The organism is Nocardiopsis sp. NRRL B-16309, from assembly GCF_001279585.1.
Lineage (GTDB): Bacteria > Actinomycetota > Actinomycetes > Streptosporangiales > Streptosporangiaceae > Nocardiopsis.
In genome coordinates, this window is record NZ_LGEC01000073.1 from 1 (window position 1) to 24533 (window position 24533).

A 24533-nucleotide genomic window follows, 5' to 3' on the forward strand; every position below is an offset into this window, starting at 1 on the left:
GGCAGCGGATCAACGTGCTGTGGGCGATGTTGCGGGATGGGCGCCATTACGCCCATCCCGTTGCCTCAGCGACTTGACACGGCCATTGAGATACCCCAGTACAAGGTCCAGTACAGGTGGACGAGCACCTCGCGGAGCATTTTGCCGCCCAGTGACCCTGCGAGCCCAAGGGCGGGATGCCCCGCGTCCGCCCATCAGGGAGCGAACACGGCCCTGTACCGCCGCATCCCCCCACACCCCCGGCCCCTGCCCCAGGGGCCACCTGGGCGTGTCAGCCGCCCACGGGAACACACCATCGCTGCGCTGTCCAAGAACGACCGTGACTCCCCCCACCAAGGCGTCATTGACGCCGACACCCGGGTAGTTGGCACGGTCGAGCTGCTACTACCAGACAACTGCAACGATGTTCGGCTTTCGCCGCCTCGGGCGCAGAAACGGCCTGCCGCGCCACACCGATCGCAGCCGACACAGGCGAGAGTCAGTCTCGGGCCAGCGCGAGTACCAGCCGTTCGCCCAGTTCGGCCTGAGCGGTCTCGATGACGGCGGCCGGGTCGGCGGCAGGGCGCAGACCGCAGGTCTCCTCCAACCAGGAGAGGAACTCCGCACGCTTGTCAGCCAGTTCGCACACACGCAGGCCCACCCCGTCCCCATCACACCGAATCTCGGTGTCGGTGAGGCCCGCGACCAGGGTGAGGAACTCCGGGACGTCACGGGCGACGACGTGCGCGTCCGCTTCCTTCCCCACCGCCACGACGGGCAGGCTGGCAGGGTCGGCGCGGCCATCGAGCCGCCACAGGGCGAAGAACGTGTCGCTGTCATTGGTGGCGAACGGCTCCAGGTCGGCGGCGAGGACAGGAAATCCCAACCGTTTGCGTTCGCCATTCTGCTCAATCGCCAGCGTGCCCTCGCCGTATTCCTCAACCAGCCAGAAGCCGTTGGCGAGCGCGCCGAAGGTCGCACCGTTCAACCGGTTGAGGAGGTTCAGCTCGTGGACCGGTGACCAGACCGCGTCCGGCACGATCGGGTGGATCCAGGCCCCCCACTCCCTGCCCAGCTTCGCCTCGGCGTCGTCGACGACGGTCTCCCACTCGTCGGCGGGCGTGATGCCGCATGTCCGGTCCAGCCAGGTAAGGAAAGGCTTGTTGTCCAGCGGCTCGTAGTCATCGTCCTCAGGGTCGAAGAGTGCGCGGACACCGAAGCCGTTCCAGTCGATGTCCGGCTCGCAGTCAGGGGGCAAGGAGGCGAGCAGACGGAGGAACTCCCGGAAGTCCCGGGCGACGAGATGGATGCCACCCTCGTCGCCCACGGCGACGACGGGTTGGGTCGCCACGTCCTCGCGGTCGTCCCTGCGCCAGAAGCCGTACAACGACCCACTGCCGTTGGCCTGTGCGAAGTAGACCAGTCGCTCGGCCAGCTCCGGCGGGTCCTGGTCGTACTCCGCGCCGTAGTCGTACATCTCGAAGCCCGGGGCCAAGTAGTCGTCCTGGGTGTCGTAGAACTCCTTGAGGAGATTGAGTTCGGGGATAGGGGAGAACGTGTCTGTCACAGGACCTCCACTCGTCGTCGCCAGGTTCCGCGCAAGCTAGCACCCCGAGACGACGATCGTCCGCCCAACAGAACTCCAGCAGTCGAGCGGCCTCGACCGGGCCGTGCTCGCCGTGACCGAGCCTTCCCTGCTCGCGTTGGCGCGGTGTGTGCAGGGGGTCTCCTGCACACACCAGCCCACACCCCATGAACGTTGAGCGGGCTGTTGAGCATGATGCTGGCCAAGGCGAGTCATGACCTCGGTGACCCGCACGCCGCGATGAAGCAGGCTCGGACCGCGTTCATCTGCGCCGACAACGCGGACCACAACGGACTGCGTGTCCGGGTGCGTGCCCAGCAGAGCCTGATGGCCTACTGGGCAGGGTGGCCGACGGAAGCCGCCCGGTACGCGGGACTGGCACGTGATCTGGCGACCGAACACACCGGCACGGCCGCCATATGGCTCATGTCCCAGAGCGCCCGTACGTGGGCGTCCCTGGGCGACGGAGAACGCGCGCTCGACGACCTCCAGCAAGCCGCGGCCCTGCGCGAAAGGCTGAGCCCGGACGACCTGGACGACCTCGGTGGTCTGATGCGCTTCGCGCACTGCCGCCAGCTCTACTACGGAGCCGAGACGCAGATCTGGATCCCCGGGCGTGAGGAACAGGCCCAGCAGGTCGCCCTGGAGGCCGTGACCCTCTACGAAGCCGCGGCCGCCGAGGGGTCCGATGACTGGGCCTACCAGGACGAGGCCGGAGCCCGCGCCGACCTCAGCTACTCCCGAGTGTCACTGGGAGAGATCGAAGGTGCCACCCAAGCCCTCGAGCCGGTCCTGGATCTGCCCGCCACCAAGCGTGTGGCCGGAGTGGTGAACGGCGTCATGCGCGTACACGGTGCCCTGCGCGGCCCGGACTACACGGGAAGCAGGGCGGTCGCCCGGCTCCGCCAGGAGATCGAGTCCTACAGCCAGACCCTCGCCTCAGCGCTGACAACGGGCCGCTAGCCTGCCGGACATGCACCCAGTCGAACTCTCCAGTTCCAGGCTCACCCTCCGGGAGCTGAGGCTCAACGACGTCGACGGCCTGCTCCAGGTCTACGGCGACGCGGAGGCCGTTCGGCACCTGTCCTTCACGCCACGCACGAAGGAGCAGTGCGCCTCCATCATCGACGCTGCGGTCGCCGACGCCCAGCGCGAGAACAGGGGCGTCTACATGCTCGGTGTCGCACGAGGGGATCACCTCGTCGGTGCCGCGCGTCTGGCCGTGGACGAGCGGCCCCACAGCGCACAGATCGGGTTCGCACTCCGGCCCGACCTGTGGGGGCAGGGGTTGGGCAGCGAGCTCGTCGGGCTCCTTCTCCGGTTCGGCTTCCAGGAGCTGGGACTCAAGCGGATGTGGGGTGCCCGCTCCCCGCAGAACCGGGCATCCGAGCGCGTCATGCTCAGGGCCGGGATGGTGGAGGAAGGACGGATCCGCCGTCACCTCTGGACCCGCGACGCCTGGCGCGACTCCATCGTGCACTCGGTCCTGGACGATGAGTGGGTGCCCGACTCACCGGCGCACAAGCCATAGGTTCCATCCAGGAGTCCGGGTCACCCTCAGAACGGCCCGATTGAACCCCGGCGCGTACCAGAGCCTCCGTCACCAGCGGTGCAGGACACCTCTGTCCGAGAGACCGTGAGGACGCCCTCCCCCTTTGCCGCCCGGAGGTACTGATGATGGGTTCATCGCATGCCGCGACCGGTGTCCTCGCAGGTGCGGCCACCGGTGTGCTGTGCGGTTCCGATCCCGCGGACGTCCTGTTGTGCGCCGCGGTCGGGGCGGGTGCCGCGCTGCTTCCCGATCTGGACGAGCCGGGCAGCACCGTGGGCCGGTCGCTGGGCCTGGTGACGGAGAAGGTGTCGGAGAAGCTGCGGGAGGCCTCGCGGCACGTGTACCAACGCACAGCCACGGAAACGGAGCTGGCCGCAGCCAAAGACGGGGCCCATCGGTACCTGACACACACGATCCCCGCGTGCGCGGCCTTCGGCCTGGCGGCGTTGGCGGTAGCGGCGATCGCGCCGCTGGGCACCGGGCTGGTGGTGTTCGCGACGGCCGCGCTGGGCTTGGGGACGGTCGCACGGTCCTTGAAGAAGTGGGGGCCGCTGAGGAAGCGAAGAATCGCGGCGTCGGTGATAGCGGTCGTCATCGCGGCTGGTGCGATGTTCGCTGAGGGTGGCGGGCCTGCGCCGTGGTTGATCGGGGTGACGGTCTCCGTCGGCGCGCTGACACACGTTCTGGGTGACTGGCTGACCCGGTCGGGGGTGCCGCTGGCCTGGCCGTTCGTGGTGCGCGGCAAGAGGTGGTGGATGTTCAGGTCGCCGGTGGCGTTCCACACGGGCAAGAGCAGGGTCGAGGACGGAATCCGGTGGGCGTCGCTGGCGGGCCTGCCGTTGATGCTGGTGCTGAGTTCGCCTCCACCGACGGTGGGATGAGACAGCACACCGGGTTCCGTTCCAGTGGCGGCCTGTTGTGGCCAAACGCTGCGGAATGTCATCGGCCGGTGATACTCAGTTGACGTTCCTTCTCCACCCTCTCAGAGCTCGGAGGCGACGTGACCGCGCGCAACTTCAAAGGGCAGTTCTCCTCGTGGCCCTCAACAGCGTTCTTCATCTTCTGCGGCGTGCTGCTGCTGGCGATGCTCGCCGACTGACCAGAAGGGCACGTCGCCGCTGCAGGGTCAGCCGTTCGGGCGGATCGAGGTCCTCACCGGAGAGGCCCTGCCATGTCGGCCCCCACCCAGTCATGGGCTGAGCGCAACGCTGACGAGTGACGGGAGGCGATCCCAACACACACCAGAACCTCATGACTTCCGGCCCAAGACAGGGTGCAAGCAGTTAACGCCCTCGCTACAGGTCCTCGAACACTTCTTCACCCGGCCGCCACACCATCAAACTGCGATCGTCAAAGCCGCTGAGCATCGCGATCTCCGGGCCGTCGAGTTCGGCCTCGGTCGGATGAAGTTGGACCGCGCCTCTGGAGAAGTCGAGCTTGAGTCCAATGCCGGCCCTCTCCTGCGTGGCGATCACGTTCTGGCCGATGAGAGTGCGCAGCGCCTCCGCCCAGCCGGGCTCTGCAGGAGCGAACCGTCGGCCACCCAGGGTTACGTGGGGCAGAATGTCACAGGTGAGCGAGGGCGTGTCGCTAGACGCTTCGCTGTCGAACCACAACTGGACGTAGTCCATCACAAACTGCACCGAGTACAGTCGGCAACCGACGAGACGGCCCAGGAGCGAGTTCAGCACGTACACCACAATCAAGACTCTAGACGGCGAGCACGGGCCAATACCCGAAACATCAAGTCGACGTGTGAACGAACACGGACAGCCCCCGGTGAACAGCAACAGGGCGACCTGTAGACCGGCCACGCCAGAGGGCGATTCGTAGTTGGCGAGAACCTCGCGAGGTGCCATCGGACGCCACCCACCGTCCGTTTGTGCTCCGTTTATGCTCCGCAGTTCCGTACTGACACGACACAGGGCGGCGTCACACGGCACCAAACGGCACGACGGATCGGATGGGGTGGCATGAAACGGTACGTAGTGACACGCCACGTTACGTAACCAGCGAACTTCTCATCCGATGGCCGCAGGTTCGAATCCTGCCGGGTGCGCCGCAAAGCCCCAGGTCAAGCCGGGTGCACGAGTCGAACAGACGAGGCGCGAGGCCCGTCTGAGGGGCCTGAAATGCTCCCCGTGTGCCCCCCGGTGCAAGGTCCAGTACAGGTGAACGAGAACCTCGCGGAGCACTTTGCCATCCCGTGGCCCCAGCGGCGAGCGCCCAGGGTGCCCGCCAGAGCCCCACAGCCGCCCCGACACCGTCGTGCGGACACGTTGCGCCCCAGGACCGGCTACTGCCTCACCGGCCGTATCCACCCAATTCAGCCGAGACCCCTTACCTGACAGGGGGTTCGCACGCCACAATCGGTCACATGAAAAGGGCGAGGACAGAGCAGGGTAGCGTCGTCAACACCGTGGACGGAGACATCTCCGATAGCACCGTCCTCCAGAGCCGTGACATGACCCTGAAGCACTCCTCCGCCGGGCGCGACCACAACGACTTCCACCGCTTCAACGGGACGTTCATCAACGAACAGCACAACCACCTTCCACGCCATCAGGTGGACTGGCCGGTTCGTGTGGGAAACGTCCCCGAGGAAGCGGCCCACTACCAACACCGGGGCATCGCCGACCAACTCGATCAAGCACTGCGCAGCTTCGGAACCGTCGCCCCGCGGCAGGTCCTCTCCGGGGCCGGCGGGGTCGGCAAAACCCAGCTCGCCGCCCACCACACCCGCACTCGCATGACCGACCCCGACCAACGCGTCGACATACTGGTGTGGGCCGACGCCTCCACCCGCGAGCAGGTCACCTATGCCTACGCTCAAGCCGCACAGCATCTGTTCACCACCGCTCCGGACGACCCGGAAGATGCCGCACGGCTTCTCCTTGCCTGGCTCGGCGACCCCCACAAGCATCAGAATCGCCGATGGCTCATCGTGTGGGACGACCTCACCGACCCCGCGGCGTTACACGATCTGTGGCCCCCGCACGACCAGCCCCACGGCCGGGTCCTGGTCACCACACGGCGACGCGACCACTCCCTCACCGTCCAGGGGCGCCACCTGCTCGAGGTTGACGTCTACACCCCCCATGAAGCCCGTGCCTTTCTCACCGAAGCCTTGGACGCGGCCGGGAGGATCGCCCACACCACCAGGCAACTGGACGCCCTCGCCCACGACCTGGCGTACCTTCCCCTAGCGTTAGGACAGGCGGTCACCTACATGGCCGAACTCGGCCTGAGCTGTGACCACTATCTCCAGGTGTTCCACGACCGGATGAACACCCTGGACCAGGTGTTCCCCGACTGGGAACTCCCCACCCCGCTCGCCGCCACCTGGGAGCTGTCCCTCACCCAGGCCGACACCTTCCAGCCCCGGGGTACGGCCCGGCCTCTGATGGGGCTCATCGCCCTCCTGGAGGGAACCGGCATCCCCGAACGGCTGCTCACCACCTCACCGGTCCTGGAATACCTGACCGACCACCGCACCGGAACAGCGGCCACCGCGGCCGCGCTCACCCCGCACCAGGCCCGTACCGCCCTGGCGAATCTGGTCCGGTTGAACCTGATCACCCGCACCAACCCGCCCACGACCGCGGACGGGGACGCACCCGGACAGGTGTCGGTGGGCGCCCACCATCTGGTGCAGCGCGCCACCCGTGAACACACCGCCACGAGACCTACCCCGCGCGGTATACACACTCTGGCGGAGGCGCTCACCCAGGTGTGGCCCGAGGTCGAACGGGACACCGCCCTGGCCCAGCACCTTCGCAGCAATACCGCCATCCTGCGCAGCCATCAGGAGGTGGAGGGACGAACCAGCGAGGACTGGCTGTGGGAACCCGACGGGCACACGCTTCTGTTCCGCGCGGGTAGAAGTCTGGGTGAGGCTGGTCGCGTGGGTGAGGCCGTGGCCTACTGGCAGTACATGACTGAGACAGCCCAGCGGCGTCTGGGCCCCGACCACTCCGACACTCTCATCACCCGTGCCGGCCTCGCCTACTGGCGGGGCGAAGCCGGGGACCTGTCCGGAGCCATTTCCGCCTACGAGAACCTCCTCACCGACCGGCTGCGCGTCCTGGGCCCCGACCACCCCGACACCCTCACCACCCGAGGCCGCCTCGCCGCTTGGCGGGGCGAAACCGGGGACCTAGCGGCAGCCGTCACCGCCTATGAAGACCTCCTCACCGACAACCTGCGCGTCCTGGGTCCCGACCACCCCGACACCCTCACCACCCGCCACAACCTCGCCCACTGGCGGGGCGAATCCGGAAACCCCGCCGAAGCCGTCACCGCCTATGAAGACCTCCTCACCGCGCGGCTGCGCGTCCTGGGCCCCGACCACCCCCACACCCTCACCACCCGCCACAACCTCGCCTGGCAGACCTACAAGTCCGGCGACGCCGTCCGAGCCGTTGAGCTTCTCACCGCCCTTGTGCACGATGAGATACGGGTGCTCGGACCCGGCCACCCCGACACACAGCACAGCGAGCAGGTCCTGCAACGCTGGCAGGACGAACTGCCTGAGCGGTGACCTGACCAGGGGACCTTCGATCTGATCGGATATCACCCTCGGGCATGACGAAACCCCAGGCCAGCCGGGGTGAACCCGTGCTCTGGCCTGGGGTGAGAGCCGCTCTCTCGCTCCTGGTGTACTCCCCACTCCAGCTACGGCACCGGAGCCTCCGCCCGAACCGGCCCGCCGCGCAGCAGCGACGCGGTCGCCTCGGCCGCCGCTTTCGCCAGATCCGGGAACACCGCCTGGTAGGTGTCCTGGGTGAAATGGACGGTCGCGTGCCCGAGCTCGTTCGAGACCACCTTGACGTCCGACCCCGCGGCCAGCGCCAGCGAGGCGGCCCGGTGGCGCAGCCCGTGCAGCGTGATCGGCGGCAGCCCCGCCGCCCGCGAGATCCGCAGGAACCAGTCACTGGCCTGTGCCGGATGCCACCCCAAACCGTCCTTGCGGGTGAACGCCAACCCCGTATCCGTCCAGCTCGTGCCTGCTTTGAGGCGCTCCTCGTTCTGGAACCCCTTCCACGCCCGCAACACCTCGACCGTGTCCTGGTCGAGAGTGATGGTGCGCTGCCCGGCCGCGCTCTTGGGACCTGGACTGCCGGAGACGACCTGGCGCTGCCGCACGTCGTACTGCCGAGAGTGGAACCGTCCGTTTGGAAAGCGCATCCCACAAGGGACCGCCTTGACGAACGGACATGCCATGGCTCCCCAGTTCCCACCCGGCCCGGACGTTTCGGGATCACCGTCCGCTCCGCCCACCACATCCCACAGGGCCGCCTTGTTCGGCGCCGGATTCCTGTACACGGCCGCGGCGGCCGTGCTGCCGGTGGCCCTCAGCCTGCCGTCGACGACGGGGCGCGCCGCTCCCGGGCTCACCGGCATCACGTTCTTCCTCTTCGCCATGGCCGCGGCGGCCTGGTTCGGGACCGCGCGGTTCGGTGGGTACCTGGTTTCCCGCGGCATCGGCAGGCCCTACCTCAGCGCCGGGCTGCTCTCGGTGGCGGCCGTCGCCCCGAGCCTCCATGCGTTGCTGGCCCACGCGTACTTCCGGTTCAACTGGCCGGCCCCCACGGTCGAGGACGTGCTGGCCCAGTCCCTCGGGCCGCTCCCCACGGCCGGGGACGTGCTCGCCTTGACGGCGGTGCTGGCCGTCACCGCCGTGCTCGTGGTGGTCGTGCGCCGCCGGTACGCCGTGGTCCTGCTCGTCCTCGTGCTCACGGCCGGGGTGGGTGCCAGGCCGAGCATGGCGTGGGTCGTCGAGCTGCGGGAGGAGCGCGAGGAGAGGGAGCGCAGGCTGGAGTGGCTCCAGGCGATCGATACCGACCTCGTCGTCCTCGACTCGCAGCAGTGGCGGCCCACCGGTGTGATCGCACGGCCCTACCCCGCAGAACGGGAACGGCCCAGGGAGCCGATCCGCGGGTACATGATCGTCTACTGGCCGGACGAAGGGATCTCCGACCTCTATCCGCGCATCGCCGAGGTCACCACCTGGAACAGCGTGGCCGACATGGCCGTGGTGAGGCACTGGGGGGACGCGGAGGACCCGCTCTGGGCCGTGTGCGACAGTCGGGCGTTCGCCTACGAGTGCAGCGAACACACCAACTCCCGTGGGGAACGCGTGGTCATCCGGTGCCGACCCTGGGATCCGGGGATCCGCAAGTGCGACGTCGACGTGGAGTTGGGCTCGGGGGAACTCGTCAACGTCTACGCCAGGACGGGAGCGGACACCGATGACCTGCTGGAACTCGTCGAGGCCCTCCGCTGGGAGGAGGACGGCGACCGGGAACACCTGGCCGACGAATGGGGCCACCACCGCCCCTGACACCGGATCCGACCGCCCTGACTGGAGCGACTCGTCACCGTGAACCCCTCGTCGATCAGACGCCGGCTCGCCCTGCTCGGCCACTCCCTGCTGTACACGAGCGCGATGTCCGTGGCGCTCTTCTCCCCCCTCTTCCTGCTCTCGAACCGAGACAGCGGGCCCCCCGTCATTCCAGCGGTGATCGTCCTCGCCCTCATAGCCGGAGCGGGCGTTCTCGGGACCTTGTTGTTCGGCATTCACCTGGATTTCTTCGAACTTCCGCCCCCGCCCCACTCACCATCGTCTGGCATCTCCGCCCACACAGTGCGGCGTCCCGTCCTCAAGGCGGGTCTCCTCACGCTGGCGGCCGCGGTCCCGCACGTCTACACGGTCGTGCAGTACACGTTCTTCTGGTCCGTCCTGCCACGCATGGAACTGGTGGAACACCTCGTGTGGTCGGCGGTGATGGCCGTCGCCGCCTCGCTCGCTCTGGCCGCCCACCGCAGGCTCGGGGCGGTGCTCATCGTCCTCGTGCTCGTCGCCGGTGTCGGCACAGCGCCGAACGTGGGACCGGCCATTGAGAGCTGGGAACGGGACAGGGACACGGAACGGAAGCTGGAGTGGCTCCACGGCATCGACGCCGACCTGGTCGTGCTCGACGCGGACGGGTGGGAGGTCGCCTGGGTGGTCGGCCGGCCGAACTCCGAAGGGGCGCGCGTTCGCGGGTACGAGATCCGCTATCACGAGAAGGACGTGCGAACGGATCGAGGTTATCGGGACACGGTCGACGTCACCACGTGGAACAGCCTGGAGGACATGGGGGCCGGGATGTCCTTCCGCTCTCAGCTACTTCACGGGGATCCGCTCCTGTGGGGATGCATCGCGCTGGACCCCGAGTACGAGTGCACCGAACGCCAGAACGCGAACGGCGAACGCGTGGTGCTCCACTGGAGGACATCGGCCTTGGCGAGCGGCAGAGGCACCGCCTACGTGCAGCTGTTGTCGGGGGAGGTCGTCACTATCTACGCGAAGAACACGTCGATGGCGGCCTACGAGATGCTGGTCCTGGTGAATGCCCTCCGGTGGGAGGAGGATGGCGACCGGGAACGCCTGGCCAGGGAGTGGTTCCCCGGCTATTCCTGACCTGTTCTCCGATCGGACCCCGCGGCTCAGACCGAGGAGAAGCCGGATCTCGGTCATGGCCGATGCCCGGTGAAGGACGTGGCGGACTGCGGGCCCGAGGACCTGGACCGTGTGGTGGATGCCCTCACCGAGACGGACCGGTTCCACTGGTTCGTCGCACCACGGCCCCTTCGAGAATCCCATCCCTTGGAGCACGACGTGGCGCCGCTGGCACTGGACCATGTTCCCCACCTTCGCGGTCCCCGAGCCCCTGTACGCGCCGATGTCGTGGCTGCTGTCGCACGGCGTCGTGGTCGCGTCCCTGACCTGGGGGACGCTGGCCCTGGAGTTCTTCCTCGCCTGTTGTCTGTTCGCCGGACCGATGCTGCGGCGGCTCGGGCTCGGCCTGGGTGTCGCCCTCCACCTGGGCATTGCCGTGCTCATGGGGCTGCCGGGCTTCTCCACCATCATGTTCGGCGCCCTCATGCTCTACCTGCTGCGCCCGGGTGACCCCCTCACGGAGGTCCTGACCGGAAGGATGAGCAGGAGGAGGAGCAGGAGGACCGAAGGTGAGACCGACGTGAAGGAGGCGACGACGGCCCAGGCGGGCGCCGGCGCCGCTCGTGAGCCCGTCCCGGATCCCGAGCCCGTATCCGCCGACTAGAAGACCCGCGGGCCCGATGCACGCGAAACCCGAAGAACAGGAGAGGGGTCGCCCCAGTGCTCATCACCTCCGTCCACGGCACGGTCCTGGCATCATCGGACCCGCCGCTGACCGGCTGGCCGCTGTACCTGCTCCTGGCGTCGGTGGTCGCCATGGTGGCGGCCCTGTGCTCCGGGGCCTATCTGGGCGCACGCGGCCGGATCAGCCCCAACGTCGTCTTCGGCATCCGGACCGCCTACACCCTGGGTGACGACAGGGCCTGGTACATCGTCCACCGGCTCTCCGCCCCCTGGACGATGGCCTCCGGGGTGGTCATGGCCACTTCCCTGCCCCTCGTGCCCCTGGCCCCGGGGCCGGACCTCCAGATGGTCGCGCTGCTGGCGCCGATGGCGATCGGCATCGCACTGCTCCTCACCGGCTCGTGGCGGGCGCACAGGACCGCCCGGGCCGCCGACCGGAGCCGGTCCGACGCCGAGGGGGCATGACGGGTCTCTCAGGACCTCTGTCCCTGTTGGAGGGGGAGGGCCGGTGCAGGTGTGCAGGATGGCGGCCGTGTCCGTTTCCGGGCCCGACAACTCGTCATCAAGGTCGTCCCCTTGGGGTGAGGATGACCGTCTCCAAGGGCGATGTCGGTGACTCGGTCGGAGGCAGAGCCATGCCTGTCACCCACACCGCGCGCGGACAGGTCATCGGCCGGGTAGGCCCACCCGGCACTGAACTCCGGCGCGACGTCGGCTTCGGGGCGCACAACACCTCGCCGGTCAGTAGTAGACCGCGAGCGGGCCGTTCGGTCCCTCCATGACGGTCACCGGGGTCTCGAAGACCCGCGTGAGCACGTCGTCGGTCATGATCTCGTCCGGTGCGCCGAACTCGACGACGGAACCGTCCTTGACCGCGCAGATGTGGTCGGCGTAGTGCCCGGCGAAGTTGATGTCGTGCAACACGATCACGATGGTACGGTCCAGTTCCTCCGCGGCCCGGCGCAGGTGCTTCATCATCTGCACCGAGTGCCGCATGTCGAGGTTGTTGAGAGGTTCGTCGAGCAGCACGTATTCGGTGTCCTGGCAGAGGACCATCGCGACGTAGGCGCGCTGGCGCTGTCCCCCCGACAACTCGTCGAGGTAGCGGTGCTCCAGGTCGGTCAGGTCCAGGAAGTCGATGGCCCGGCTGATGGTCTCCTCGTCGGCCGCGGTCAGTCGCCCCTGGGAATGGGGGAAGCGGCCGAAAGCGACGAGCTGGCGCACCGTGAGCCGGGTGACGAAGTGGTTCTCCTGGCGCAGGATCGAGACGACCTTGGCCAGGTCCTTGGACGCCGTCTTCGCCACGTCGTGACCGGCGATGTCGATGGTGCCCTGGTCCAGCCGGAGCAGCCGGCCGATCATCGTCAGCAGCGTCGACTTGCCCGCGCCGTTCGGGCCGACCAGGGCGGTCACACCGCCTTTGGGAATCCGCAGGTCGACGGGGCCGATCACGACCTCGTTGCCGTACTCCTTGCGCACACCGTTCAGGGTGATCACAGTCGGCCCTTTCTGAGAATGACGAAAAGGAACACCAGCCCGCCGACGAGCTCGATGAGGATCGAGACCACACCGCCTGCGTGGAAGATGTTCCGCATGACGAAGTAGGCGCCGCTGAGTACGACGAAGCAGGTCAGCGCTGATACGGGAAAGACGTACCGGTGGTCGTGGGTGTCGGCGAACTGGTAGGCCAGCGTCGCGACGAGGAATCCCAGGAAGGTCATCGGACCGATGAGTGCGGTGGAGACCGCCATCAGGACCGACACCAGGAACAGCACGCGCATGGTTTCGCGGCGGTGGTCCAGACCCAGTCCCGTGCCGGCTTCACGCCCCAGCACCATGATGTTCAGCCGACGCGAACGCGCCCACAACAGGGCGGTCGCGACCAGGCACAGCGGTACCGCGATCGGGAGGTAGGACGCGTCGGCGTTGGCGATGTTGCCGAACAGCCGTGCGGCCAGTACGTCGAACTCGCTGGGCGTGAGCAGCCGCTGCATGAACGCGGAGACCGAAGCGAGACCACCGCCGATGATGATGCCGATCAACAGCATGATCTGCAGGTTCCCGTACCTGCCGGACAGCAGCCACCCGTACAGCAGCATGGCGAAGGCGACCATGAGGGCGATCTGCAACAGGAACTGGGAGACGCCTTGGACCGCCATGATCCCGGCGACGCCCAGGAGGTAGACGGCGGTCGTCTGTACGGCGGTGTAGAGCGCCTCGAACCCCATGATCGACGGGGTGATGATGCGGTTGTTGGTGACGGTCTGGAAGCTGACGGTGGCGACGGACTGGCAGATCGCGACGACGGCCATGATCACCAGGTTCGTGGCGCGCATCTCGGCGATGCGCCAGAAGCCGTCCGATCCCACCGGCATCGGGTTGTCCCAGGCCAGCAGGCCCACGCCGAACACCGCCGCGGCCACCGAGAGCACCGCGATGATGGTCCAGTAGCGAAGACGGGCGCGTGGGGTGGCCAGGGGACGTGAGGAACGCTGGTGCTGCGGTGCGGCCGGCGGTCCGGTCACACGGGAAACGTTCGTGTCAGCCACGGCGACGCTGCCTCAACAGGAGAAGGATGAACACGGCGGCGCCGACGATCCCGAGAATGAGGGACACCGGCACCTCGAAGGGCATGATGATGGTCCGGCCGATCAGGTCGCAGACGGTGACGATCCCGATGCCCAGCAGGCACACCCACGGCAGGTTCGTGCGCAGGTCGTCACCGCGCATCATCGAGACGACGTTGGGGACGATCAGCCCGAGGAAGGGCAGGTTGCCCACGACCACGGTCACCACGCCCGTCGCCACCGCGATGAGTCCGGTGCCCAGCAGGATGACGCGGTCGTAGTTGAGTCCGACGTTGGTGGAGATCTCCTCGCCCAGGCCCGCGACCGTGAACCGGTCTGCCACGACGAACACCGTGACGGTGACCAGGGCCACGATCCACAGGAGTTCGTACTGTCCCCGCAACACCGAGGTGAAACTGCCGGCGAACCACACACCGAGGTTCTGGAGCATGTCGGTCCGCAACGCGACGAAGGTGGACACCGCGCTGACGACGGCGCCCAGCATGATGCCCACGATCGGCACGATGAGCGAGGACTTCAGCGTGACTCGGCGCAGGAAGAGGAAGAACACCATCGTGCCGACGAAGGCGGCCATCACCGCGCCGACCATACGGGTGGTGATGCTCGCGCCCGGTACCAGGATCATGACGGTGAGCAGACCGAGTCCGGCCCACTCGGTGGTGCCGGTGGTCGTCGGTTCGACGAAGCGGTTCTGCGTCAGCAATTGCATGACCAGGCCGGACATCGCCATGGACGCACCGGCGAGGACGAGGGCGATCGTGCGGGGGATACGGGTGATCGCGAACATCTCGCGGCCGTCATCGGCGCCGAAGACGTCGTACACGCCGGTGAACAGGGACAACACGAGTAGTGCGCTCACGACGGTGACGCCGATGAGGAGCTTCCAGCTGAGGAGACGCCCCTCGCCCCGTGGCCGGGCCGGGGTCGGAGCCGCGGTGGTCATGATCCGCTCACCTCCACGGAACGGCGCGCGCGGACGGTGGCGGTCATGTCGCGACCGTCCGCGCGGGGATGGACCGGATCAAGCCCGCGCCTCAAGGGCGTCGGCGAAGGAGTCGAAGAACTCCGTGTAGGTCTGGATGCCTTCGTTGAGGTAGGTGTCGGCGGGCATGTAGACGATCTGCTCATCGGCCACGGCGGTCACGTTCGACAGGGCCTCGGTGTTCGCCAGGATGTTCTCGGCGCTCTCGTAGCCTTCCTCCTCGGCGGTGATGGCGGCGTCGCGGTCCAGCACGAGGATCCAGTCGGGGTCGGAATCGGCGATCGCCTCGACGGAGATGTCGTCACCCTGGTGGTCGTCACTGGAACCCTCGACCTCCAGAGCCGGGGTCAGTCCGAAGATGTCGAAGGCCGGGCCGAGAGTGCGGCCCACTCCTGGAGCCAGGTAGCCGATCTCGCCGCCAGAAGTGTTGACGGCCATGACGGTCTGGTCCTCGTCGTAGGCCTCGTCGACCCGCTCGATGGCCTCGTCGAAGTCGGCGACGGTCTGCGCGGCCTCGTCCTGCTTGCCGAAGACCTCGCCCAGCACCTCGACCTGGCGCCTGAGTTCGGCGTCGAAGGGCTCACCCTCACGCGGGTCCAGGTCGAGGATGGCCGCCTCGGGAACCAGCGAGGCCAGATCGTCGTGGTACTGGGTGAAGCGCTGGCCGTTGACGATCAGGTCCGGCTCCGCGGCGACGACTGCTTCGAGGTCGGGCTCGTAGTGCGGGCCGAGGTCGATGATCGAGTCATCCTGCGTGTAGTCGATGGTGTCGGGCATGAGCGACACGGAGCCGGCGGACAGTTCCACGCCCCAGTCCGCAAGGGTCTCGTAGGTCCGGTTGTCGAGCGCGACCACCGACGAGGGCGGGGTGTTGATCGTCTGTGTACCGTTGTTGTCCTCGACCTCGACCTCGACCGTCGCGCTCGAAGCGGGGGCCTCTTCGGTCTCCTCCTGGCCGGCGGTGCAGGCGGAGAGGGTCAGGGCGGACACCAGGGTCAGGGGAAGTGCCGCGAACGGGTGGGGGACAGACTTCATGAGGGTCTCCTAAGCGAGGTCTTTGCTTAGGCAAGCCTAGCCTAAGTAATTCGATGGATGCATGGGGGTCGGCCTTGGAGTGTTGTGACGACTTTGTGATGTTCTGAGGCGACTTCGCTGGTCTCGGTGAGGGCGGCGGCCGTGACTGCCGAAGCCCGGCCCCACGAGCACGACCTCTTCGCTCTCGCGTGCCACTCCCGCCGTGGTGGCCGCGTGCTCCTGCTGCTCCGGGGCAGCTGGAACAAGACGCGTGCGTCTCGATCAGGTGGGGACGGAGCTGGGCCGGGGCAGGGCGCGACCGGCCCGAGGGGTTCGAGCTCCGGAGATGGGACGCTGCCGAGGGCGGCTGTGACGTGGCCGGAGATGAGCGTCGGTACGGGATGGGAGAATCCGCGGATGCAACTGAGAATCGACCCTGACCGCCAGGTCACCCCCTTCACGTGCGACCACTGCGACTCCGAGCACCTGAGGATCTGCGGCTTCGTCAACAGCGAGCACGGCGCGTTCGCGATCTACTACGCCCACCTCTACAACCACGGCGACGTGCACGAGGCCTACATCGACGTCGTCATGGACGACGCCTGGGCCCCTGGCAACCCCTTGGAGCCCAGTCCCAACCGGACCACCTTCGGCTGCCGGGTGGGCCCGGTGCAGGGTTCCTCCGCTCCCGCGTGCTCGCTCGTCCAAGCGGCCCAATTCCACGAGGGGGACCCCTTCTACGGTGACCGCCTCGACCGTGAGAAGGCCCTACCGCACCCGTGGCTGCCCCTGTTCTGGGAGACCACCGACCACCTCCTCGAACACGAACCCGACCTGAACGCCCACGTGTACTGCGTCAACGCCGCACCGCAAGGCTGAGGAGATACGTCGAGCGTCTCCCGGTACAGGTGGGAGTACGACGGGGCTTCGTGGCGCACCTGGCTCCCTGTGGAGGACCGGCCGAACGACGCGAGGAGCCAAGGGACTGCGAGCGGGCCCGAGCAGCACACAACGCCGCTGGGCTGATGCCGGGAGACGCCGGCGGCATCGACGTCTTCGAGTGCCGGTCGTGCCCCGGCCGTCCCACAGGCCACTGGTTCTGCTCCTGAACCTGCCGCGTCCCACCCCGGCCGCACACGGCTACCAGCGCCGGGGGCGTACCCCTGGTCGTGGTGTGCGGGGAACGGCTCGGCCCGCGGCCGGAGCGGTGTCCGGGCCACGGGCCGAGCTCGGCCGACGGGCTAGAACGCGTCGGGGTAGAGCCCCTGGGCGATCGTCTCCACGGCGTCGATGTTCCCCAGCGCTCCGGGGTAAAGGTCGCTCGCGGGAATGGCGATGAGGAGGTCGTCCTCCACGGCCGGGACGTCGGGGAAGGTGCTGCGCAGGTACTCGCGGGTCTCCTCCTCGTGCTCGGGCCCGCTCGCGCCGAACACGATGGCGTCGGGTTCGCGGCTGATGATCTCCTCGGGGTTGATCTGTGCGGCGAAGAAGTCGGCGAACTCCGGGGCGTCGGGGTCGAAGACGTTGTCGCCGCCGGCGGCCCTGATGATGTCCGCCTCGATGCCGGCGCCGATGGCCGACAACGAGTCGCCCTCGACGTAGACCTGGGCGACCGTGGGCTGTGCGGAGCCGCCGATCGCGTCCTCCACGGCGGCCAGCCGGCCCTCGACGTCCTGTGCCAGCTCCTCGGCCGCGTCGGGGACGTCCAGGATGGCGCCGAGGTCGGCGATGTCCGTCAGGAGGTCGGTGACCTCCGCGGTACTGCGGCGGTCGGCGCAGCCGCCGGTCGCGACGTAGGCCTGAGCGCCGTTCTCGTTCAGCTGCTCGATGCTGGCGAAACCCTGTTCGGCGGTGAACTCGTACTCGGTGGGGGAGGCCACGAAGTCGGGGGAGACGGCCAGGAGGTCCTCGCGGGCCGGCGGCGCGTCGGCGCTGAGCACCGGGATGTCGGCGGCCTGGCCGGCGATGTCGTCCGGCAGTGCCGAGACCTCGGTCTGGGCCTGGCCGACGATGGAGTCCGCCGCGTCGAGCCGGATGAGCAGTTCGGTCTGCGAGGGCATCAGGCCGACGACACTGCTGGGCGCGGTGTCGAAGGACAGCTCCCGCCCGCAGTTGGCGACCGTCACGGTCTCTCCGGAGTCCTCGGTGCCCGCCGGGTCGGCGGTGACGCCGCTGCCGCACGCGGTCAGGGCCAGCGGTAGTACGGCGAGGGCGGCGCAGGCGGTCGAGAGGCTGAGGGGACGGAAACGGCGCCGGGACGTGGGCCGGTTGGTGGTGCCTGTCATGGGGTGGTGACGTCTTCCTCTGTCGGGGATGGGTTCGCGGGTCCGTGGTCGTTCGGCTCCAGCGGGCCGCGGGCGTCGAAGAGCAGGTGCCGCCGTCCGGAACGCGGATGGGCGACGGCTGTCGACTCGACGCCGAAGACCGAACGGACCAGGTCTGTGTGGAGCACCTCGTCCGGGGTGCCGAGGGAGAGCAGGCGCCCCTCGGCCAGGACCCCGACGGCGTCGCAGGAGCGCGCGGCCAGGTTCAGGTCGTGCAGGGCGATCAGCACGGTGCGGTCGGTCGTCCCGATCAGGTCGAGGAGTTCGAGCTGATGGGCGATGTCGAGGTGGTTCGTGGGCTCGTCGAGGACGAGTACGGGCGTGTCCTGGGCGAGCGCGCGGGCGAAGAGCACGCGCTGGCGCTCGCCGCCCGAGAGCGCGGAGAACGAGCGGGTCTCCAGGTGCGCGGCGCCGACATGGCTGAGGGCCTCGCGGGCGAGGGCGACGTCGCGGTCGGAGTCGCGTCCGTACCCGCGTCCGTGCGGGATGCGTCCGAGCAGCACCATGTCGAGCACGGGGATCTCGAACTCCTCGCTGTGCTCCTGTGCCATCACCGCCACGTGCCGGGCCAGGTCCTGGCGCTTGAGCGCGGTGATGTCGGTGCCGCCGAAGCGCACGCGGCCGGCTGAGGGGGCCGAGAGCCCCGACACGGCGCGCAGCAGGGTGGACTTGCCGCTCCCGTTGGGCCCGAGCAGCCCGAGCACGGTGCCCGAGGGCACCGAGACGCTCACGTCGGTGACGACGGGACGTCCGCCGCGGTGGGCGGTGAGGTTCTCGATCTCGACTCTCATCGGCCCGCCCCCACGCTGTCGGCGCGGTCGCGCCGCAGCAGCCACAGGAAGAACGGTGCTCCGACCATCGCGGTGAGCACGCCCAGAGGGACCTCCGCGGGAGCCGCCAGGGTACGAGCGAGAAAGTCGCAGGAGGCGAGGAAGACCGCTCCGCCGAGCAGGGCGACCGGGAGCATCCTGCGGTGGTCGGAACCGACGGTGATGCGGGCGATGTGGGGGATGATCAGACCGACGAAGCCGATGCCTCCCGAGACCGCGACGACCGATCCGGTCAGCAGGGCGGCGGCGACGAGTGTGCCGCTGCGCAGCCGGTTGACGTCGACGCCCAGCGACGCGGCCGCGTCGTCTCCGACGAGGAGGGCGTTGAGCGCCCGCGCGCGGAAGGCGGCGAGGAGCCCCACGATGAGCAGCGCCGCCGAGGGCAGCGCGAGGTGGCCCATCGTGGCGGCGGAGACCGAACCCAGCAGGAAGAACATGATGCTGAAGACATTCTGCGCGTCGGTGGTGATGGTCAGGTAGCTCGTCGCTGCGCTGAACAGCGAGCCGAGGGCGACGCCGGCGAGGATGAGGCGCTGGGGAGCGATGCGTCCGTTCTTGTGGGCCAGGGCGTAGACGGCCGCGGTGGCCAGGAGCGCGCCGAGGAAGGCCGCGCCCCCGACTCCGAGGGCGCTGGACCCGAGGCCCAGGACGATGAACGAGACCGCGCCGACTCCGGCGCCGGCGGAGACGCCGAGGATGTAGGGCTCGGCCAGGGCGTTGTGGACCACGGCCTGCATCAGCGCGCCGGCCAGCGCCAGCGCGGCGCCGGCGGTCGCGGCCAGGAGCGCGCGGGGCAGCCGGAACTGCCAGACGGCGTTGTCCTGCACCGTCGTCAGCGACCCGTCCGACATCCAGGGCATGCCCGGCACGAGATGGCCGATGACGATGCGCAGGGCCTCCGCCGGTGACACGTCGATCGTGCCGACACTGGCCGACAGCAGCACCACCGCGACGAGCGCGAGGGCCAGGACCGGAACGAGGAGCCGGGCGGCGAGCACGCCCCGCCGCCGGGGGTCGGACGCGGGGGCGGCCGGGGCCGGGGCGCCGCCGGGGGGAGTTCCTGCGGGGCGGGCGCGGGGCAGGAGGCGTTGGAGGGGAGTCGACACGTTTCTCCCGTTGGTTGCTGGTGCCATCTGTCGCGGGGGTTCTCTCAGGTCGTCGAAGGGGCGGTCGGTGCTGATCCGGTGGTGCCGGCGTCCAGGGCTCCGGCACGGTGCGGCGGTGGGATCCGGCGCGGGTGCGCGATTCCCTCGGGGGTGTCCGAGGATCCGAACTCGGCCCACCGCTGTCCGAGCGGGAGGGCGCCCGGCTCGACGCGGGTGAGGACGTCGCTCCACGCCTGTGCGTTCGCGCCCAGCCCGGTCCTCATCGCCGCGTAGCGGCCCGAGGCGCCGCGAACGAGGTGCTCACCGGGGACGGCCGCCGGGAGGCGTCGTCCCTCGCCGGACCGGAGCCCCCGCGCACGCCGGAGCGGTCGTCGACGAAGGCCCCTGCGAGGCTGCCCTCGCCATGGCGGGGGAGCGAGAGGAACCCGGCGTGCTCGGCGAGGACGGCGCTGCCGAGCGGTTTCACGGTGCCCTCGACCACGGCGTGGGTGCGGCCCGCGCCGTGGTCGGAGCCGAGGGGTTCCTGGGAGGTCACGGGCCCAGACTATTGGAAATGGGAATCGTTTTCAATTAGGGTGAGTCTCGTTCCCCAGTGGACCCGTATCGGCCCAGGCCCGCGGGATCCGGGTCCTCGGGGCGCACCGGTCGCGGACGAGACCATCGCGACGGACGCGCCCTCCGCCGAGGCCACCGCGACTTTGTGCCGGGCCCTGTGCCGGGCGGGCGCCCTGCCCCGCCGATGGCGCTGCCGACCGGTGTCGTGATTCGTCGCCACGCGCGGCCGCTGGACCGTGCACGCCCCGGCGATGCTCCCCGCAGCACGCGACCTCGACAAGGAGTCGGACGCATGATGATCGTTCCCCTGCTGTGGCGGGAGGCGGCCCGGTTCCCCGCGGCCCTGGCGCGGAGCGTCGCCCTGCTGGTCCTGGTCTTCCTCAGCCACGTCGGACAGGCCGTGGCGATCGCCTGGTCGATGTCGGCGGTGCTGCACGGGCAGGCCCGGGACGTGTTCGTCGCCCTGTCGCTGATCCTCGGGATCGCCCTGCTGCGCCTGGTGCTCTCCCTGGCCCAGGCGTCGGCCGCCGCGCATCTGGGGGGCCGGGTCAGACAGGCGGTCCGCCGCCGCGCGATGCGGGCCGCGCTCGTGCCCGCGCGGCTGCACGACACGGCGGCCCGGGACGGTTCGATGCGCGCCGGCCTCGGTGACGGCGTCGACGGCATCGACGCCTACGTCTCCAAGTACGTTCCCGCCATCGTGCAACTGCTCCTGACCTGCCCGATCGTCGTGATCGCACTCGTAGCGCTCTCGCCGTGGGCGGGGGCGTGCGTCGCCGCGGGGATCGTGCTCGCCCTGGCGGGGCCCCTGGCGTGGAAGCGGATGATGGCCCGGCGCGGGCTCGACCACTGGGACAGCTACGAGGCGCTCAGCGCCGACCTGCTCGAATCCCTGCGCGGTATGGCCACCCTGCGCACGCTCGGCGACGTGTCCGGCACGCGCGAGCGCCTGGACGACCGATCCGAGGCGCTGCGCAGGGCCACCGAACGGGTGATGCGCGGCTCCCTGGGCGAGACGGCCGTCACCGACGCGGCCGTCCAGGGGGGAGCGGTCGCCGCCGCCGCCCTCGCCATCGCCCACGCGGTCACCGGGCAGGCCCCCGCCGTCGAGGCCTACCTGATCCTCCTGCTCTCCTCCGAGGCGTTCCGTCCCGTCCGGGACCTCTCGCGGCACTGGCACGCCGGATTCCTCGGCCTCACCGCGATCCCCGGGCTCCAGCGGATCGGGGCCTTCACCGAGCAGCGCGACGACGCCGACCCCGTGGGCCCCGCCCGTACTGACGCAGCCCCCGCCGCCGCCACCATCCCGCCCGACCCCGGAAACGGTCCGGCGACCGACGACCCCTGTGCCGACACACTGGAAGTGACCGGTCTGAGCTTCCGCTACCCCGACGCACCCGAGGACGTCATCCACGATCTCGACCTGACGGCCCGGCGGGGCGCGCTCACCGCGATCGTCGGAGCCTCCGGGGCGGGAAAGTCCACTCTCTTCGACCTCCTCCTGGGCTTCCTCACCCCGCGCGCCGGAAGCATCGAGCTCGACCGCCGACCGCTGCGGACCCGCGACATCGCCGTGGTCTCCCAGAGGCCGGTGCTCTTCGCCGGGACCATCCGCGACAACCTCACGGTCGCCGGCGCCACCGCGGAAGCGGACCTGGCCGCGGCCTGCCGCGCCGCGGGGGTCCTCGACGAGATCCGGCGCTTCCCGCGCGGCTTCGACACCGAGGTCACCGAAGCCGGAACCAGCCTGTCGGGCGGACAGCGCCAGCGCCTCGCCCTGGCCCGCGCACTGCTGGCCCGGCGCCCGGTCCTGCTCGTCGACGAGCCGACCAGCGCGTTGGACGCCGACCGCTCCGCGGACGTCATCGAGACCCTGCACCGTGTCGCCCGCGACCGCATCGTCATCATGATCAGCCACCGCTCCGAGACCCTCACCGAGGTCCCCCACGTGCTGAGCCTCGACGCCGGACACCTGCACAGGAGTGCCCCGTGAAGCCCCTCTCCGCGTCCCGCGCCTTCCGCGCACTGCTGCCCGTACTGCGGCCGCAATGGCGGGGGATGCTCTGGAGCTACGTGCTCGGCACCGCGAGCGCGCTCGGCCTGGCCGCTCTGGCCGTCCTCACGGCCTGGGCGGTCGGCCACGCCGTCGTGGAGCGCACACCGCCCGGGCCGCTCTGGTGGACCCTGGTCCTCGGGCTCGTGCTGCTGCGCGTGGTGCTGACCTGGCGGGAGATGGACGTCTCGCACGCCCTGGCCTACCGGGTGCTGGCCCGGCTGAGGATGGCCCTGTTCGACGCCTACGCGCGCAGTGTTCCGGGTCGGCGGCGCGAGCACTCCGGGCGCGCGGCCACCGTCGCGATGGAGGACATCGAGAAGCTCGAGTTCTTCTACGCCCACACGATCGCCCAGCTCGGTGCCGCGCTCACGCTGTTCGCCGCCTCCCTGGCCACCGCGTCCGTCCTGCTGCCCGAAGCGGCGCTCGTCATGCTCGTGGGCGCCGCCGTCGTGGCGACCAGCGCGCTGTACTGGGCCGGAGCCGCCCGACGCCTGGGGGAGCGGGAACAGCGTGAGCGCTCGGACCTGTCCGAGCACATCGTCGACGCGCTGGGCGCCCTGCGCGAGGTGCTCGCCTACGGACTCGTCCCCCGGATCGTCGCCGAGACCAGCGCCGCCACCGCGCGCGCCACCGCCCTCGCGCGTCGGCGTGAACTGCTCTCGCAGCTGGTCACCGCTCTGCGGGAACTCATCCTCACCGCCGTGGTCGTCGGGGTCATCGCCACCAGCGCCACCGCCGCGGGCGTGCTCACCGAAGGCGCCCCGGTGCGGCTGGCCCCGGCGGAGCTGCCCGCGCTGATCGCGCTGGCCCTGGCCGGGATCGCCGCGGTCGTCGACGCCACGGACACCCTCACCCGGCTCCACCCGCTCGTCGCCGGCGCCGAACGCGTCGCCGCCGGAATCCGGCGGCCCCCGGTCGTCAGTGTTCCCGACGCGCCCCGACGGCTGCCCGCCGGGCCGCTCGGCCTCCGGTTCCGGGAGGTGTCCTTCTCCTACGAGGGCCGGCAGCCCACGCTCAGGTCCTGGTCCGTCGACCTCGCTCCCGGCGAGCACGTCGGGCTGGTCGGCCCTTCGGGTTCGGGCAAGAGCACGGTCATCGCGCTCGCGACCCGCCTCTGGGACCCCTCGGCGGGCACGGTCGAACTCGTGAGGGCCGAGGGCGAGAGCATCCCCCTCGCCGATCTCGACGACGCGGCGCTGCGGGGGGCCGTCGCACTGGTCGACCAGGACGCGGTGCTCTTCCACGGCACCGTCCGCGACAACCTGCTGCGCGGCTGCGGGCCGCGGTCCGACGACGACCTGGCCGCCCTGCTCGAACGGGTCGAAGCCGCCTCGTGGATCGGTCTGGACGACGACCTCGGCGAGGCGGGTGTGCGATTGTCCGGCGGACAGAGGGCACGCCTGTGCCTGGCCCGCGCCCTGGCCCGCCGACCACGCGTCCTGCTGGTGGACGAGGTCACCGCCAGTCTCGACCCGACCACCGAACGGCTGGTCTCCGACGTCATCGCCGCGTTCCCCGGTACCGTCCTCATCGCCTCCCACCGGGCCGAGACGCTCGCCCGCCTCGGACGCGTCGTGGACGTGGCCGGGAGCCCGCTCGCCGCGCGGGAGGCGGGCGGCTGACCCGGTCGGATCTGCCAGAGCCGTCCCGGCACGGCGGCCCCGCCCTCCTCAGAGGGTGAGGATCCCGGAGAAGGAGCGGCCGGGACGCCGCCCACCGGCCGCACGCGGCCCGATCGGACCTCGACCCCTCACCCCCCGGGCTCCCGCACCACCAGAGGACAGCACGGACACGACGAAGCAGACAGGAAGGAACCGACCACCGCCACCGGTGG

At 69.6% G+C, this 24533-nt stretch carries 23 protein-coding genes; 12 read left to right on the forward strand and 11 right to left on the reverse strand.

The window, feature by feature from the left end:
* Positions 1–478 precede the first annotated feature (478 nt).
* Positions 479–1546 carry a hypothetical protein gene (locus ADL05_RS30555; RefSeq protein ID WP_053617456.1) on the reverse strand — a complete coding sequence of 356 codons (1068 nt, stop codon included), beginning with the start codon at positions 1544–1546 and terminating at the stop codon, positions 479–481.
* 192 nt (positions 1547–1738) lie between these two features.
* On the opposite strand from ADL05_RS30555, the gene ADL05_RS14325 reads away from it, so the two are divergent.
* The 3 genes from ADL05_RS14325 to ADL05_RS14335 all read left to right on the forward strand — a co-directional run bounded on the left by ADL05_RS14325 (position 1739) and on the right by ADL05_RS14335 (position 3997).
* Entirely contained in the window at positions 1739–2527 is a 789-nt protein-coding gene (locus ADL05_RS14325) for a hypothetical protein (RefSeq protein ID WP_156365844.1), read from the forward strand.
* A 10-nt stretch (positions 2528–2537) separates the two neighbouring features.
* Positions 2538–3095 (forward strand): GNAT family N-acetyltransferase, encoded by a 558-nt coding sequence (locus tag ADL05_RS14330; RefSeq protein WP_053617458.1) that lies wholly within the window; start codon positions 2538–2540, stop codon positions 3093–3095.
* Between the two features lie 146 nt (positions 3096–3241).
* Positions 3242–3997 (forward strand): metal-dependent hydrolase, encoded by a 756-nt coding sequence (locus ADL05_RS14335; RefSeq protein WP_231640750.1) that lies wholly within the window; start codon positions 3242–3244, stop codon positions 3995–3997.
* A gap of 414 nt (positions 3998–4411) precedes the next feature.
* On the opposite strand, the gene ADL05_RS14340 is transcribed toward ADL05_RS14335, so the two are convergent.
* On the reverse strand, positions 4412–4813 hold the full coding sequence (locus ADL05_RS14340) for a hypothetical protein (RefSeq protein ID WP_197285798.1): 402 nt from the start codon (positions 4811–4813) through the stop codon (positions 4412–4414).
* Between the two features lie 767 nt (positions 4814–5580).
* Between ADL05_RS14340 and ADL05_RS14345 the strand changes: the two genes are divergently transcribed.
* A complete protein-coding gene (locus ADL05_RS14345) occupies positions 5581–7656 on the forward strand; it encodes a tetratricopeptide repeat protein (RefSeq protein WP_197285799.1) in 2076 nt (691 codons plus the stop codon).
* Positions 7657–7790: 134 nt separating this feature from the next.
* Here the strand turns inward: ADL05_RS14345 and ADL05_RS14350 are convergent, their stop codons facing one another.
* Positions 7791–8261 carry a tyrosine-type recombinase/integrase gene (locus ADL05_RS14350; RefSeq protein ID WP_369800939.1) on the reverse strand — a complete coding sequence of 157 codons (471 nt, stop codon included), beginning with the start codon at positions 8259–8261 and terminating at the stop codon, positions 7791–7793.
* 154 nt (positions 8262–8415) lie between these two features.
* On the opposite strand from ADL05_RS14350, the gene ADL05_RS14355 reads away from it, so the two are divergent.
* The 5 genes from ADL05_RS14355 (at position 8416) to ADL05_RS32520 (ending at position 12026) form a co-directional block, all read left to right on the forward strand.
* Positions 8416–9459, forward strand: coding sequence for a hypothetical protein (locus ADL05_RS14355; RefSeq protein WP_053617462.1), 1044 nt, complete (start codon positions 8416–8418; stop codon positions 9457–9459).
* 39 nt (positions 9460–9498) lie between these two features.
* The gene (locus ADL05_RS30560) at positions 9499–10581 is read left to right on the forward strand and encodes a hypothetical protein (protein ID WP_053617463.1); all 1083 of its coding nucleotides are present in this window, start codon (positions 9499–9501) and stop codon (positions 10579–10581) included.
* A gap of 220 nt (positions 10582–10801) precedes the next feature.
* Entirely contained in the window at positions 10802–11224 is a 423-nt protein-coding gene (locus ADL05_RS14365; RefSeq protein ID WP_197285800.1) for a hypothetical protein, read from the forward strand.
* Positions 11225–11280: 56 nt separating this feature from the next.
* Positions 11281–11709 carry an SdpI family protein gene (locus ADL05_RS14370; protein WP_053617464.1) on the forward strand — a complete coding sequence of 143 codons (429 nt, stop codon included), beginning with the start codon at positions 11281–11283 and terminating at the stop codon, positions 11707–11709.
* A gap of 122 nt (positions 11710–11831) precedes the next feature.
* Positions 11832–12026 carry a hypothetical protein gene (locus tag ADL05_RS32520; protein ID WP_394324833.1) on the forward strand — a complete coding sequence of 65 codons (195 nt, stop codon included), beginning with the start codon at positions 11832–11834 and terminating at the stop codon, positions 12024–12026.
* Here ADL05_RS32520 and ADL05_RS14375 read toward each other — a convergent pair.
* The 4 genes from ADL05_RS14375 to ADL05_RS14390 form a co-directional block, all read right to left on the reverse strand.
* Positions 11986–12741, reverse strand: a complete 756-nt coding sequence (locus ADL05_RS14375; RefSeq protein ID WP_053617465.1) for an ABC transporter ATP-binding protein — start codon at positions 12739–12741, stop codon at positions 11986–11988. The two genes, ADL05_RS32520 and ADL05_RS14375, sit on opposite strands and share 41 nt — an antisense overlap.
* On the reverse strand, positions 12738–13769 hold the full coding sequence (locus tag ADL05_RS14380; protein ID WP_053617466.1) for an iron chelate uptake ABC transporter family permease subunit: 1032 nt from the start codon (positions 13767–13769) through the stop codon (positions 12738–12740). Before ADL05_RS14380 ends, ADL05_RS14375 begins: the two co-directional genes overlap by 4 nt.
* Positions 13770–13785: 16 nt before the next feature.
* A complete protein-coding gene (locus ADL05_RS14385) occupies positions 13786–14775 on the reverse strand; it encodes an ABC transporter permease (protein WP_053617467.1) in 990 nt (329 codons plus the stop codon).
* 78 nt (positions 14776–14853) lie between these two features.
* Positions 14854–15849, reverse strand: a complete 996-nt coding sequence (locus ADL05_RS14390; RefSeq protein ID WP_053617468.1) for a siderophore ABC transporter substrate-binding protein — start codon at positions 15847–15849, stop codon at positions 14854–14856.
* A 396-nt stretch (positions 15850–16245) separates the two neighbouring features.
* On the opposite strand from ADL05_RS14390, the gene ADL05_RS14395 reads away from it, so the two are divergent.
* Positions 16246–16707: a hypothetical protein gene (locus ADL05_RS14395; protein ID WP_053617469.1), complete on the forward strand. Its 462-nt coding sequence runs from the start codon at positions 16246–16248 to the stop codon at positions 16705–16707.
* Positions 16708–17069: 362 nt separating this feature from the next.
* On the opposite strand, the gene ADL05_RS14400 is transcribed toward ADL05_RS14395, so the two are convergent.
* From ADL05_RS14400 to ADL05_RS14420, 4 genes are all read right to left on the reverse strand, one after another.
* Entirely contained in the window at positions 17070–18113 is a 1044-nt protein-coding gene (locus ADL05_RS14400) for an ABC transporter substrate-binding protein (RefSeq protein WP_053617470.1), read from the reverse strand.
* Positions 18110–18943 (reverse strand): ABC transporter ATP-binding protein, encoded by an 834-nt coding sequence (locus ADL05_RS14405; protein WP_053617471.1) that lies wholly within the window; start codon positions 18941–18943, stop codon positions 18110–18112. The genes ADL05_RS14400 and ADL05_RS14405 overlap by 4 nt, the downstream gene beginning before the upstream one ends.
* Positions 18940–19980, reverse strand: a complete 1041-nt coding sequence (locus ADL05_RS14410) for an iron ABC transporter permease (protein ID WP_053617472.1) — start codon at positions 19978–19980, stop codon at positions 18940–18942. Before ADL05_RS14410 ends, ADL05_RS14405 begins: the two co-directional genes overlap by 4 nt.
* Positions 19981–20347: 367 nt before the next feature.
* Complete coding sequence (locus ADL05_RS14420) at positions 20348–20623, reverse strand: hypothetical protein (RefSeq protein WP_053617474.1); 276 nt, start codon at positions 20621–20623, stop codon at positions 20348–20350.
* Between the two features lie 312 nt (positions 20624–20935).
* On the opposite strand from ADL05_RS14420, the gene ADL05_RS14425 reads away from it, so the two are divergent.
* Positions 20936–22636, forward strand: a complete 1701-nt coding sequence (locus ADL05_RS14425) for an ATP-binding cassette domain-containing protein (RefSeq protein ID WP_053617475.1) — start codon at positions 20936–20938, stop codon at positions 22634–22636.
* Positions 22633–24321 (forward strand): ABC transporter ATP-binding protein, encoded by a 1689-nt coding sequence (locus ADL05_RS14430; protein WP_053617476.1) that lies wholly within the window; start codon positions 22633–22635, stop codon positions 24319–24321. Before ADL05_RS14425 ends, ADL05_RS14430 begins: the two co-directional genes overlap by 4 nt.
* The last annotated feature ends 212 nt before the right edge of the window (positions 24322–24533 follow it).